This window comes from Undibacterium hunanense (assembly GCF_014284335.1).
GTDB classification, from domain to species: Bacteria; Pseudomonadota; Gammaproteobacteria; order Burkholderiales; family Burkholderiaceae_D; genus Undibacterium; species Undibacterium hunanense.
In genome coordinates this window covers 43,023-56,737 of the sequence record NZ_JACOGF010000015.1, presented here as the reverse complement: position 1 = coordinate 56,737, position 13,715 = coordinate 43,023, and the positions used below count along the sequence as shown (strand labels likewise).

The window sequence follows — 13,715 nt, the reverse complement described above, 5'->3', positions numbered from 1 at the left end:
TGTAGAGATGCCTGTGCCCAAACCAGTTTCTTTTGAAATTTTACGTATTAAGTCGGCAAAAATGGAAAGGCGCCCTATCTGTTTTTCCAATGAATCTTCTTTAAAGAGACTTCTGAATCCATCACCGACTGAAGATAATGTCGACTTAAGTTCATTCCATTCTTTCCCTAGCTCTGTAACATTTTCTGCCTGTTTTGGGAGATGATTGCTTAGAGCCTCCGCGAGATAAAGCTGCGCCTCTTGTGTTTGCCCGAGTCGCTTGAGTGTAGAAATATGCTCCAAATCTGTGACAGTCAGAAAATGCATCGTCTTGTCTAAATCCTGAGCACCTTTCAAAGGATCGGCAAACAATTTAATTAGATCAGGTGCAACCTTATCGATATCTTGCCCTGTTACTTTAGCGAAATCGCTTGAGAGCATACCGATTTTCTTTAATGCCGCCCCGCCAAGTTCGCCAGAAGAAACCAAAGCAAGTGTGATGTCTTTTGCTGTGCCGATTGTAACTTCGCCTGACGCCGTCATGCTCCTGGAAAGTTCTTCCATAGAATCAGACGTCATTCCTGCATAATCATTGGTTACAGCCAGTGCATTTTTCCATGCAACAAACTCTTCATGTGCTTTATATGCCTGATAAGCTACCGTTCCAATAACTGCGGCAGCAGCAGCAACGACAGCACCAACTGGAGTGAACACCAAAGCTAAAGCACCTGTACTCTCGGCCAGGCCCATCATCGATTCACCGAATTTGCTGAAATCTCCCTGAGCCATGTCTTTCGCCATACCTAGCAACTGTTTACGCGTGGCATCGCTACTAAAATTGAGTTTAGTCATACCTTTTTCGGTATGCCCAAGACTTTCTATGAATGGAGCCGCCTGGTCAGCAACCCCGAGTTGAGCCGCTTGATAATGCAACATCTGCTGCTTGGTCATACCCAAGGTATCAGCTTGTTGCTTAAGGCTTGCGACAAATTCTCTGCCTTTGGCTGCAAGCTTTTCTTCAGCAGAAGCAAGTGCCTCTGACGCCGCATGTTGTTCACGCAGTTTGGTCACCGAACTGAGTAAAGCATTAAGGCTGGCGTTATGTGAGGCCATGGCTGCTGTGACATGCTTAATCGAGCCACTGAGTTTTTCTGTGCTATTAGCCAAACTATCAGTAAAGTTGCTTAACTGGCTGACATCCACACTGGTTTGTTTTACATTTGACTGGGCTACTCCGCTAGTATTACTCCCGGTTTCGTTTGACATTATTCTGTCCCCATGTTTTCCCAATAAAAAACCGCCCTGGGGCGGTTTGCTGTATCTTGATTCAAGTCTGTTCAGCGCTACTAAGTACCCTTAGCTACCCTCAGGTACCCTTAGGCACTCTTAAGCAGCTGTGTCATTCTCTTTGTCCATCGCTTCGAAATAAATGCGGTCCAACTGTCTGATCGCATCCAGTTCAAACTTGCGAGGCTGATTGCCTGTCATGTGTGACCAGGCAAGCAAATCCTGATACGTGATGACCGATGGCCCCATGCCATTGTTGCTGCGTGAATTGTGCAATTCCAGAAACCAGCGCCACAGATACTCCAGTTCAAACGGTAGCTGTGGCGGGTTGACGAACAGATCCCAGGAATCGCGCAATTCGGCAGGGATGTATTGCATGCTGCTGGCAGCATCAAAATGGGCAATGGCATCATGTGCCACGGTCAAATGCCAGCGCAGTGGCTTTCCGTCTTTTTGTGGTTGACTAAGAAAGAATTCTGCTCTGGCATAGTCCAGCATTTGTTCTATCAGGCTGGCAAAAAACCGGTTTCTGCCTCAATCGCGGTGATCACCTTGGCCAACCAGGTTGGACGCTTGTTGAACAGGTTTGCCAGCACTTCAGGCGTTGCTTTCAAATCGGTATCGCCAGAGCGGAAACCATAGATGCTGACCACGGCGGCAGTTGCCAGCCGGATCTGGTTTTCTTTGTTGATATCAACGAACTGGCCTGCGCCTTCATCGGTCTTGGCATCGATTTGCTGTTTTTTGATGACAGCACGTTTGATGGACAGAATTTCGATGGCGCGTTGTGCTTCCTGATAACGGGCAGAGTTTTTACCGACAACTTTAAAGCCGGCGATAGGTTCTGCGTCTTCATTGAAGACGACAGGCACGTCTGCTACGGCCAGATCATCGTTGACCAGAGTGTCGATATTGAAGAATGCTTGTGTCATGGTTTTACCTTTTTGATTTGATTGAAATGTCCGGCATGGACGAAAAAAAGCCCACGTCTGAGGTGGGCCGAAAGACACAGCCCGCAGGCTGAATTGCTTTTACAAGACGGGTATTGCTAGTCGCTGAAACTTGATCAGCTTAGGCCAGCGTGTCCTGGATGGACATGGTGGTTTGTTCAGAATTAGCGCCTGCACCGCCAGCGAAGTTGTACAGGGCTGTAAATTCGTAGGTACCGACGATACCTTTTTCACCGTCGTCAGTCGTGGACGATTTGATTTTCAGGCGTGGCAATACCAGGGATACGAAGTCAGCGTTACCGGTGCGGTCAGAAGTCAGGGCGACGACCAGTGTCGTTTCTGCTTCATTGCGGAACATGGCATCGATGGTGGAATCTGCCAGCATGGCAGAGAAAGAACCGGACACCATGAATTTTTTACGGAAAATATCCGGACGCAAATTGGTACCGACGACGCCGTCCATTGGTGTTTCCTGGCCGTTGATGGTCAGGTCGATGTTGGTGACGATACCGTTTTGTACGCCATTCAAGATCAGTGCACCTGTCGCTGTGGACAAGACATTGGCAGAAGTTTCTACCGTTGGTGTCGTGAAGTATTGTGTAGCGCCTGTGGTTTGATCCAGGCCCACCAGTGTGAAATCAACCTCGGCATTGCCGCTACCTGGCAGCTTCAGTGCAACCTGACCGACCTTGACGTCTTTGGACAGTTCGGAAATGGATACGTCATTCGCCCATTCTTCCACCGTGTAGTACACGTTGGTTTGGCCAGATGTCGGTGTGAAGGTTTTTTTACCTTGTACAGACACGGTGCAGCCAGTGACCGGGCCTTCGGCAACCAGTGCCACGCCGTTCAGCGGGATGCCGGTGGCAACAGTGGCTGTCAGGCCGGTGATCAGGAAGTTTTTGTTCAGATTGGCAACGTTCAAAGAGCCGACAGACAGGCGAATCACGTCACCGATCTTGAAGCCATCAGCCAGATAAGAACCGGCAGCGCGTGTCAATGTGTAAGGGCCAGAACCGGCAACCGTAATCGACACGGCAGTAGCGGATGCACCAGCAGAAAAATCACGACGCAGCAATGCAGCCAACCAGTCAGAATAGGCGCCTGGTGCCAGGAAACCAGACAATTTACCTTCGACCATTTGCACGCCCTGACGTTCGGAAATCAGTTGTTGATGGCTGGCGATTTCGTCGGCGGTATTGTAGGTATCACGTTTCAGCGTGAATACCGATTGCTTGCGACGCAGATATTGGGCGCCTGTTACTGATGCAGCTACACCAACGCCAGTTTGACGTTTGAATGCGATTTTCTTGTTGATACCTTGTGCAATTGTAGGCATAAATTCCTCTTGAAAAAGAAAAGCCCGCGTGATGCGGGCATAAAAAAACCAGTGGACGAACCATTCGTCTACTGGCAGGTGTTGGAGATTGCTCTCGCTTACGTCATCAGGTTTGAATAAAACCGGATTTTCACTGGAATCATCCAGCGGTCAACATCGACCACACCCTGGGCAACTTCCGGGGTTTTGTCGATAGTGATGATGTGATCAGATTCAACAAAGCTGGCACCGCGCTTGAAGGCATTGCGGATGCTGTCAATACGTGCTTCAGCAGCAGCAACGCCACTCTGCAAGGGATACATCAGGCTAACCTGGAATATGCCCTGATCACGATAGGAGCTACTGCTCATGACAGCATTATCAGGCGCTGCCAGTTGCAATGAAATCCGCTGATAGGGCGTGCCAGCCACCGGTGTGAAGGCGGCATTTTCACGGGCAGTGGCAAAGCTGGGATCAGTTGCCGTCAGCGCCGTTTCCAGCGCAGCGCGAATTTTAACGATACTCATGACTGCACCATCGTCAATACGGCCAGGGATTGGCCTGCGGTGGCTGCTGTGATGGCTATCGCAGCCGTGGCAACAGGACTTGCAGGACAGGGTTTGCTGATAGTCAAATCCTTCAAATTCTTCAGATGTTTCATAAATTCCCCCATTTCGATGTGGAAAAACACGCGGTTTTGCGTGCTGTCCGCGCCTTGCAAAGGCTGCGGTGTGTGATGGAAAAAACAAAAAGCCCCGGATCTTTCGATCAGGGGCTTGGTGAAATTTTTATGGCTTGATTTTTACGGCTGCTGCGATACCAAAATACGACTGAAAATTCATCTTGCACTGGCTTCAGACGCAGCTATTACGTGTATACATTTACATAGTAAGCCGGACAAAATCGGTCGTCAAGCATTTAGCCAGATTTTATTTTCTCGTTCAAGAAATGAATTTTTTTCCTATGAGGAAATAAAAAACCACGACAAATTCCGGAGCTAAGCAGCGTTCGCCGCGTTGATTTTTTTGAGGATGTCGAACTTGTCACCTTTTTTTGCGCGCGCCAGGTTTACTGGTTTTTGGTTTACTGGTTTACGGTTATTGGTTATTGGTTAGTTGAACACAGCTGCGACAGAAATCCATCATGTGTGCCACACCCGTTAATCCGGTGAACAGCTTTATATAAGCTGTTCACGATCTGCGCACGATTTGTACATAAGCATGTTGAACGAACGACCAACAGTTAAGCACCTTGCGTGCCGCATTGATAGTTCAGTTGTTCAAGAAGACTTGTGCAGCCCATGTTCATATGTTCCTGCGACATTGAACAGGCGTGCACTACATGATCAATTCTGTTGCCAGCCGCGTGGCAGCAGAATAGCCACCCAGTTAAATCATCGTTGCAGCTCTGCTGCACGCTTATTGCTCATCTGTTGCCCGCTGCTTGCATTGATGTTGGTACACCACCCTAATCTGCTGCAACAAAATCAGGCGGTTGTAAAACACCTGTCGCTTTTTAGCAGGACATCAGTTCAGTCGCTGTTCAACATCAGTTGAACAGCTATCCAACAGAAGTAAGCATATGTGCAACATGCCTGCACGAATGTTGCGATGCTGATGAAGTCTTATGATGAAGTCTTAAACAGCTTCCAGCGTCACCAGTTTTTTTGCAATCGATTCACGGTTGACCAGGGCAAAGGCCTTGGCATAAGCCAGGTTGCTAAAAGAAAACCCTATGGCAGTCACCGCGCCAGAGACAAACTCCTGCTTCAGACGCGGTATGCGCACAGGCTGGAAATAACTGGTCTGCTTGCCTTTGGGCCGCGTCAGCGCCACCATGCCGGCACAGGCCAGGGCCGCCAGGGCCAAAGCAAACGGCACCAGGTAACGAGCGATCAGTGCGCTGTTCAAGACCATGTCGCCAATGATGATCAGCGCCAATGCCGATGCCGCAAACGTACCAATAAATATCAGCGACCAGTTCAAAAGGCTTTTCGGGCGGCGGGTTGCCGTCGGTGCGCAATCCTTGCAGAAAGGCAAAGGCAGCTTGAACGTGATCTCAGTCCCTGCTCCGACCATGTAGGTGGTGCGCCTGGTATCTTGCGCTATGGTCGTCAGGTCGGTGGTCTTGCCGCAATTGCAGCACAGGTGATTGGGAAACAGAAAAACAACACCGTCGCGAAACGGCAAGGTACCCAAAGAATATTCTATCATCGGCAAATTTCCGCTAAATCGAGAAGAAATGCGTCCCGCTTACATGGATGCACTGCGTTCTACAGTTTTTACTGCTGGCAGCATAACCGAGCAGGGCCAGAAAGACAATTTTCCGGGTTGCCATCCCCAATATCCACACGTCCCGCACATCCAGACAACACACTTGCGCCCGTGTTGAGACGGATAGTCTGAAATCCCCAACAGTAAAACCCACATTACAACACTGTATAAAAATATAGTTATTCTATTGCCACCAGCGCCATTACAACAATGGCATAATTTAAATACAATACACTATGATCGGGGCCTGTTTTTGTCAACATTGCCTCCCCTATCAACAACACCAACATTACTCTTGAGCAAAAACATGACGCGTAAAGTAAAACCAATGCCGTGGGAAAAAGTCGCCGGATTTATCTTTGGTGTCGCATTCGTGATCACCCTGTTGGTGCTGAACGTGTTCATACCCAACCCCACACCCACGCAATATGACACCTTCAAGATCGTGCTGGCCCTGGCTGCTGCAGGTGTCGGTGGCATATTGGCCGGGTTTCTTTATGTGGAAGGTGGTATCGATAAATTCAAATTACGCGCTGGTGGTGCTTTGGCCGTGTTTGCCACCGTCTTTTTGGTGACGCCTGCGGCCCCTGGCACACAAAAAGATCTGCCTGTCATTCAAACCAACAGCGGCAACAATGGAACCCAGATTGGGGTTAACCAGGGCACGCTGAATATCAATCGCGCATCTGCAAGCCAGCCTGCTGCAAGTCAGGCGACTGAGAGTCAGGCAACTACGGCTCAGGCAACTAAGGGGCAGGCAACGGATGGTTCATCAGCAGCCAGCCAGCCGGCGGCCAACAAATAACCATGAAAGTATTTGCACTACTGTGCTTTTTCCTGCTCTTTTCTGCGAATGCGCAGGCAATTGAACAAAGCTGCCAGAGTGACGATTGCATCCAGGTGGCAACCAACATAGGCACCATCAATGTGGTCGGCGGCACTCTTCAGATTGCCGTCAATAATGGTATTGTCAGCGTCTTTGGTGACCCCCAGGACGAATTAAAGATCAACGACTACGACATCAAGGTCAAGAATCTGGAAGCACAAATCCAAAAAAATCTCGACACCATCAATACGCAAGAAAAACGCCATGTATCCGATCAGGAAAAATTAGTCAAAGGCTGGGAATACGCAAAAAACCTGGTGCAGGAATTAGAAAAACTGAATAAACGCATCGCCTTTCTCGATGAAAAAAACACGCTCACCAAACAAATTCAGGCAGCACGCAAACGCTTTGATCTTCCCAAAGCAAAAGAATTATTAAAGCAAAAACAAGAGCAAGACGACGACACCGCCGCTGAGACAGCCTACCAACTGGCTGAGTTGCAACGCCATGACCTGGAATACCTCGACGCCGACACCAACTACAAAAAAGCGATTTATCTGGACCCTGGCAATGCCTTGTATCTTTCAGCCGCCGGCAACAATGCCCATACCCTGGGTGATTATTCAGACGCAAAAAAATTACACGAACAGGCCCTTGCCGTTGACCTGAAAACCTATGGCGAAACCCACCCCGACGTCGCCAGAGATCACAACAACCTGGGAACAGCATGCTACATGCTGGGCGAATATCGCAAATCCATCACCTACTATGAACAAGCACTGGCCAGCGACATCAAAACCTATGGCGAAACGCACCCGGATGTAGCGATAGACCGCAATAACCTCGGCGGTGCCTGGTACTCATTAGGGGAATATCGCAAGGCCATCACCTACTATGAACTGGCCCTGGCCAGCGACATCCAAACCTATGGCGATGACCACCCGAACGTGGCGACAGACCGCAACAACCTGGCTCTGGTGTGGGAAGCCCTGGGAGAGCACTACCATGCGATCAGTTTTTTTGAACTGGCCCTGGCCAGCGACATCAAGATCTATGGAAAAATCCACCCAAGCGTAGCGATCAAGCACAACAACCTGGGCCTGGTGTGGGATGCATTAAGTGAATATCGCATGGCAATCACCTACTATGAACTGGCCCTGGCCAGTGACATCGTGACCTATGGCGACGACCACCCGGTGTTGGCGACAGAACGCAATAATTTAGGCGCAGCATGGAACTCTTTGGGCGAATACCGCAAGGCCATTGCCCTGTTTGAACAAGCCCTGGCCAGCGACCTTGCCACCTATGGCGAAGCGCACCCTGATGTCGCGATAAGGCGTAATAACCTGGGTACGGCATGGTCTGCATTAGGTGAATACCGCAAGGCCATTGACCTCTTTGAACTGGCCCTGGCCAGTGATCTGAAAACCTTTGGAGAAGCCCACCCGAACGTGGCAACAGACCGCAGTAATCTGGCCGGTGCCTGGAAAGCATTGAATGAATACAGCAAAGCCATCACCTATTATGAACTGGCCCTGGCCAGTGACATCAAAACCTATGGTGAAGCGCACCCCGACGTAGCAATAAAACGCAACAACCTCGGGGCAGCATGGCAAGCATCAGGCGAATACCGCAAGGCCATCGACCTCTTTGAACTCACCCTGGCAAGTGACCTCAACGTCTTTGGAAGCACACACCCGAACGTAGCGATAGATCGCAATAACCTGGGGTCGGCATGGACAGCACTGGGAGAATACGCCAAAGCCATCTCCTATTTTGAACTGGCCTATAACGCACTCAATTCCAACGTCAATTACGGCCCGGAACATCCATCCACAAAAACATTGCTTGCCAATCTGACGGATGCCAAAGCGCAACTAGGTAATCAGGCCAAGGCGCCATAGAAAAATTTTGCGGCCCTCTTTGAATAGACTTTATCGTTCTGTCAGTGATGTAAAAGACGTAGAAAAAACTACGCGAATGTAGCAAGGGGCTACAACAATACAGCGTTGCCATGCCTCTTCAGGCTTCAGCGACTGTCCGCACCTGGCCGTGCAGTCGCCACCTCACGCATATGCTTGACGATAAAGAAGAACAACAAGGCATCGCAAGCAGAAAACAGTAGATCAAACGGCGACCCCGACAACGCGCTTTCAGGATTTAAGGTCGCTATCGTCATAATCAACGGTATGATCACCAAAACCATAAAACGTAGCGACGCCACCATAGAAATACTCAAGTAACGCGGCAAAAATTGAACACCCGACGCACCGCCATTGGCACGAAACGCCATCATCGTCCCCGCAACAGGAATAAGAACATTCATCGTCGACGAAAAATGCGTCCATTCATTAAATACTGTATCAGGGCTATAACGCATCAGCTCCACCATGAAGGTAGTGAAAACGATATATGCCAGCGTGTATAAATACGTCTGATTTTCAGTCAGCCCTTTGGCTATCAGTTGCGCCTTCAACAGATCGATTTTCCAAAAATACATTGCGTCCCCGGTAAATTATTCAATTGCAATCGTCACAGCAATGACGAAGAAAGCGACGATTGACAGCTACACTGAACTACACTGAATATTTGCCATCGTCGGGTTTGCCTGCGGTATAGCCAACTTCCGTGTAGATTTACATTGCAGCTTATGCAGAACTCAAATCAAATAAAAGCAGACATTAACACCTTAAATAGTATGTGTGGCGACTGGCAGGGTGTAATCGCCCGCAAGCCTGGAACTATATAATTGCTAAACCTGCCCCTACCTTGTGCTCGACTTCCACTAAATTCGGCATGCATTCAGTAATGAATTACTTTTCTACGAGGGAACAATCCCCATACTTACAGGCCCTCATTGCATAGAAATACGCGATTTCTTTTTCCTTAAGCCTGCTATACGCAATTGCAGTGGTCACATAAAGTGATGCCCTATTTTGAACCGGAATGTTCAACTCAGACAGTTCATCATTGTGAACATCAGGATTATTGAGCAAGCTCAATGCTTTGAGTGGTTTATTCATTTGAATATAGCAACTCGCCATCTTCTGCGCCCCGTGCGGTGTGCATGAACTATAACCAGTACAATCTAATTTGATAATTTCTTCAAATTTTAAAATGGCGTTTTCATAATCCTTGGCTTCACAAATCGTCATCGCTTCTTTTAACATGCCATCAAGTTGCGTGTTAACACGATCTCGCAATTCTTTTGCTATTTGCGCTTCTCTTTGTTCGTTCTCACGCCTTGTCTCAGGTACTACGACTTGGGTATAGTAGTAGCCAATACTCCAGACAACGATAACCCCTATAAGCCAAGGAATTGTTTTTTTAATTACACCAATTATTGCTTTATATGTGGATGATGTAGCTTGCACTGCTAATGAAGTTACATTTTTGACCTCTTGCGTAATATCTTTCGTCAATACATAAATTTCAATCGCTTTATCGCCGCTTGTTTCAAAATCCACTTCGGCCCCTGTACGTGGCTTAATCAATGACTTGCAGTCGTCACCATTAAAATGGTATCTGTCGCCATCCACACTCCGGATGAGTCCAGTTTGGAAAGCTTCTCTATACTCAAGTATCTTGCCCTGCATTGCACTTTTCCTTGTGTTTTTTTGTTATTTAATTCAACAGCAAATAGCCATTACTTGCAACATGCTTCTTGGGCTAACAAATTGGATTGATAGCGATCGTCCCTTAAGTAAATTTTCGCTTTTTCGCTTTCTTATTTACTACTCTGCATTACCTAAAACCGATTTACAAGAAAAACCACCTTAACATCATCCTGATTAAAAATATAACACTGCCTCTTGACGGCTCATGTATATTTTCTGTTGATTTAGCTTGATTCTCTTTTAGATTTTTTCTTTATGTTCAATGGTAGATCAACTCCATCACATTTGACCGGGATTTTATGATCTATCTGATACCTTGGACATGCTCCATAGCGTTGACGATGAACGAAATCGCCCGCAAGCTTGGAACTATATAATTGCTAAATCTGCCCCTGCCTTGCGCCTACACCGTTGGAGAGCCACTTTGTATAAAAAGAATTTGATTCTTATATCTGCCTGTTGTTGTCTGAGCATTCAAGTTAATGCCCAAAATACGCCAGCGTCATCAGGGGATTATTTTCATGATCTTGGTGCTATTATTTTTAAAACTAAATCGAGTGACTGGATTGTTGAGCTCTGCACGGAAAGTTTTCCAGAAACAAAGGATGACAATCAAATTGCTCTGAATAATTGGCATCAAAAATATAAGGCATTCATTGATGAAATGAACGTTCAATACAATGGACTTCCTGAATATTGGTCTCACCTGGACCCAAGAAGTGCCAAAGCTGCCGCAGGAACGTGGCCGCAAGTGCAGAACGAGATGGATCAGGGCAAGGAACGTGTGCGCAAACAATTGCTGGGGAAGGACAAAGCCACAATTAATACGATTTGCAAAAAATTGCCTGCTATTTTGCAAACCGACCAAATGAACATTGAAAAATCAAATCCAAATTTGGTCGAACTGATCAGGCGCGGGCCACCAAAATATTAAACACTTCCAAGGTCCAGTTTGACTAAAGTCTCAAAAGTGGCATCGTCAATCTACTTGTCATCGAGAAATGCGAATCTAAACAGGCCGCAAGTACATCAACTGGAACCGGAAGCTTCACCCTTCAATCTTCACATCGCCCGATGGAACTGCAACCACGCGAGAGCCAAAGCTGGAGATATTCGACAGCGTCTCATTGTGGTGGGCAGTAATCTGTGCAGCCGACAACACGCTATTGTCCATGGTTGAATGGGCATCCGAAACAAGCGTCACGGGATATCCAAGCGCAAGTGCCCTGCGCGTGGTCGTGTCCACGCAAAACTCACTCTGCAATCCACAGATCACCAGATCTGTCACCCCATGCGCTTGCAGGATGTCTTGCAGATTTGTATTGTGAAACGAATCCGTCGCCTTCTTGCGCACGAAGATGTCAGTGGGCTGGACATCCAGCCCGGCGGCAAGCTTCCAGCCATCCGTGCCGTATACCAGCGGCCCCTCGTCCTCTTCATGCTGGATCAGCACGACCGGTGCCCCAGCCTGGCGAGCCTTGCTGCTGACAGCATTAATGCGTTCTATCACCTGCGTTGATTCAAAGGCCGCATAGTCGCCGTAACACAGGGCCTGCTGGACATCAATGATAAGTAGAGCGGTAGTCATGGTGAGCGTTGGTGCCTGAAGTGGCATTCATGGAAAAATATTAATTTAACATGAAAATGGCGGCGCAACGCAGCAAATTAATTGGCAGTTATAAGGCCGAAGCCGAGTCCTCGGCCGCCAAGATGGGAGCAGATTTTTAACAGCCTTATAAATCACCTTGCTTCCATGCTATCTACAGCCTTGACACCGGTAAGCATTTGAGCCTGAAGATAAACCTGGTCCAAAACAGTCCAAAACCTGACAAATCCATAGTTGAGGCGCTAATTTAAGCGGTATGTGATACAGCGACGTGCAGTCCGTTTTGATAGTCCGCACACCAGTCGGCATCGTGTGATGCCAATTGCTACGCCATATCATGAATAAGGACGCAGGAACAAGAAATAACGACCAGAAATCGCCCTGAAAATCAGAAGCGCACTTTCACATACGCCGATGGCCCCTGCAAGCGCGTACTCAGTCGGGCAATACCATTGCTGGTTTCGCGTTCCAGACTGATTTTCGATACGCCATAATCCACCACCAGACCCACATTTTCCAAAGGAAACCATTCGGCGCCAACCGTGCCGGTATAAATGTGGCCGTTAATGTTTCCACCGTTCTTTTTAATGCCCGACGCTTCTACAAAGAAACGTGTTGATGGTGAAAACGCATGGCGCCACCCCAGTTCAAGCAAGGGTGCGACAGTACTACGGCTGACAGAATTTGACTCGCTCGCCGACATACTGCCAGCCGCACCCGGAATAGCGGCCGAAACCGTACCGGAAACCGTGCCATCTATTGATGCCCGATAAAATGCTGCACCCAGGCCAAGCCCAAACACATCGTCACCGCTGCCTATCCACCACTTGTAGGCGGCCTGCCCCAGCTCCAGCCGCAGCTTGGCAGCCAGATTGGCCGTGCCGGACACTGCCTGCCCATTCACAGTGGTGTTACCAATCAGGTTTGATGAATAGGATCTGTCGTAACGATAATAATCAAGGGATATCCCCTGGCTATGACCAAGCAGAAAATCTGCCCTGATTCTGGGAATCGTATAACGATCCGCATTGTAGTCTGGTGTATCCGCCCGTCCGGCGGATGTGTTGACACCCAGTTGCACATTGGAATCCACATTCAGCGCACCAATAGAGATACTCATGCGATCAAGCGCAGGAGACATCTCTGCCGCCATGGCGGTATTAGCCACCGCCATCAATAGCGTCCCACCTGCTGCCGTCTTGAAAAGCCGGGCAACTTGTCTGGACAATCCAGATTGACGGGAAATTTCCAGAAATGACGCAGACATGGCAGTCTCCAAAAAAGTGAGCAGCGTTGGCAGATTATTTGAAACCGATCTCGATTAGATGAAGAATAACAATCGGCCAGTGGGGAGTAAATTAGCCGTTCTCTTAAAACTACGTCAGGCAAATCCTACAAGGCGAGTTGTCTCTGTAGCAGCCTGCGTAGGTGCACTCAATCACCTGCGTTGATTCAAAGGCCGCATAGTCGCCGTAACACAGGGCCTGCTGGACATCAATAATAAGCAGAGCGGTAGTCATGGTGTGGGTTGATACCTGAAGTGTCGATCATGGAAAAATATGAATTTAACATGGAAATTTGCAATGTAGAAAACTTTGCACTAATGCTTGTGATCTCTCCATTTTGCGCTTTGCCACGCGCCCAGTTTGCAAATTTTTAAATATTGCTTGCAGCCAGCACAGTGCGATTTGCGCTGATCGACATGGTCGTGAAAGTCTACAATCTAGTTGAAGCAGAGGATGTAGCGAAGGCTAGACCACTTCCGCCCATTTGTTGTGGATCTACGCAACGAGATTAAACTAAAGAGGCGCGGTTCTGCATTAAGTGGAGCAACATAGAAATCCGAATTATTTGCTAAA

The 13,715-nt window shown here is 48.2% G+C and carries 13 protein-coding genes and 1 pseudogene; 3 read left to right on the top strand and 11 right to left on the bottom strand.

What is annotated here, in order from left to right; all coding sequences use genetic code 11:
• Window positions 1-282 precede the first annotated feature (282 nt).
• The 7 genes and pseudogenes from H8L32_RS28385 to H8L32_RS23015 form a co-directional block, all read right to left on the bottom strand.
• Window positions 283-732 (bottom strand): annotated as a pseudogene (locus H8L32_RS28385) (phage tail length tape measure family protein); the annotation flags it as partial.
• A 633-nt stretch (window positions 733-1,365) separates the two neighbouring features.
• Complete coding sequence (locus tag H8L32_RS23040; RefSeq protein ID WP_186949826.1) at window positions 1,366-1,764, bottom strand: phage tail assembly chaperone; 399 nt, start codon at window positions 1,762-1,764, stop codon at window positions 1,366-1,368.
• Window positions 1,765-1,772: 8 nt separating this feature from the next.
• The gene (locus tag H8L32_RS23035; RefSeq protein ID WP_186949824.1) at window positions 1,773-2,198 is read right to left on the bottom strand and encodes a hypothetical protein; all 426 of its coding nucleotides are present in this window, start codon (window positions 2,196-2,198) and stop codon (window positions 1,773-1,775) included.
• Between the two features lie 139 nt (window positions 2,199-2,337).
• Window positions 2,338-3,555: a phage tail tube protein gene (locus H8L32_RS23030; RefSeq protein WP_186949822.1), complete on the bottom strand. Its 1,218-nt coding sequence runs from the start codon at window positions 3,553-3,555 to the stop codon at window positions 2,338-2,340.
• Between the two features lie 98 nt (window positions 3,556-3,653).
• A complete protein-coding gene (locus H8L32_RS23025; RefSeq protein WP_186949819.1) occupies window positions 3,654-4,061 on the bottom strand; it encodes a phage tail terminator-like protein in 408 nt (135 codons plus the stop codon).
• Entirely contained in the window at window positions 4,058-4,195 is a 138-nt protein-coding gene (locus H8L32_RS23020; RefSeq protein WP_186949817.1) for a hypothetical protein, read from the bottom strand. The genes H8L32_RS23025 and H8L32_RS23020 overlap by 4 nt, the downstream gene beginning before the upstream one ends.
• A 976-nt stretch (window positions 4,196-5,171) precedes the next feature.
• Window positions 5,172-5,747 carry a hypothetical protein gene (locus H8L32_RS23015; RefSeq protein WP_186949815.1) on the bottom strand — a complete coding sequence of 192 codons (576 nt, stop codon included), beginning with the start codon at window positions 5,745-5,747 and terminating at the stop codon, window positions 5,172-5,174.
• A gap of 367 nt (window positions 5,748-6,114) precedes the next feature.
• Here H8L32_RS23015 and H8L32_RS23010 point away from each other — a divergent pair, with 367 nt between their 5' ends.
• Both H8L32_RS23010 and H8L32_RS23005 read left to right on the top strand, forming a co-directional pair.
• On the top strand, window positions 6,115-6,612 hold the full coding sequence (locus H8L32_RS23010) for a hypothetical protein (protein ID WP_186949813.1): 498 nt from the start codon (window positions 6,115-6,117) through the stop codon (window positions 6,610-6,612).
• 2 nt (window positions 6,613-6,614) lie between these two features.
• Window positions 6,615-8,537, top strand: a complete 1,923-nt coding sequence (locus H8L32_RS23005) for a tetratricopeptide repeat protein (protein ID WP_186949811.1) — start codon at window positions 6,615-6,617, stop codon at window positions 8,535-8,537.
• Between the two features lie 125 nt (window positions 8,538-8,662).
• Here the strand turns inward: H8L32_RS23005 and H8L32_RS23000 are convergent, their stop codons facing one another.
• Window positions 8,663-9,133, bottom strand: coding sequence for a hypothetical protein (locus H8L32_RS23000; protein ID WP_186949809.1), 471 nt, complete (start codon window positions 9,131-9,133; stop codon window positions 8,663-8,665).
• 313 nt (window positions 9,134-9,446) lie between these two features.
• A complete protein-coding gene (locus H8L32_RS22995; protein WP_186949807.1) occupies window positions 9,447-10,229 on the bottom strand; it encodes a hypothetical protein in 783 nt (260 codons plus the stop codon).
• A 337-nt stretch (window positions 10,230-10,566) separates the two neighbouring features.
• Here H8L32_RS22995 and H8L32_RS22990 point away from each other — a divergent pair, with 337 nt between their 5' ends.
• The gene (locus tag H8L32_RS22990) at window positions 10,567-11,184 is read left to right on the top strand and encodes a hypothetical protein (RefSeq protein ID WP_222619468.1); all 618 of its coding nucleotides are present in this window, start codon (window positions 10,567-10,569) and stop codon (window positions 11,182-11,184) included.
• 114 nt (window positions 11,185-11,298) lie between these two features.
• Here the strand turns inward: H8L32_RS22990 and H8L32_RS22985 are convergent, their stop codons facing one another.
• Together H8L32_RS22985 and H8L32_RS22980 are read right to left on the bottom strand one after the other, a co-directional pair.
• Window positions 11,299-11,838, bottom strand: coding sequence for a cysteine hydrolase family protein (locus H8L32_RS22985; RefSeq protein ID WP_186949803.1), 540 nt, complete (start codon window positions 11,836-11,838; stop codon window positions 11,299-11,301).
• A 406-nt stretch (window positions 11,839-12,244) separates the two neighbouring features.
• Window positions 12,245-13,123 (bottom strand): autotransporter outer membrane beta-barrel domain-containing protein, encoded by an 879-nt coding sequence (locus tag H8L32_RS22980; protein WP_230412380.1) that lies wholly within the window; start codon window positions 13,121-13,123, stop codon window positions 12,245-12,247.
• Between the last annotated feature and the right edge of the window lie 592 nt (window positions 13,124-13,715).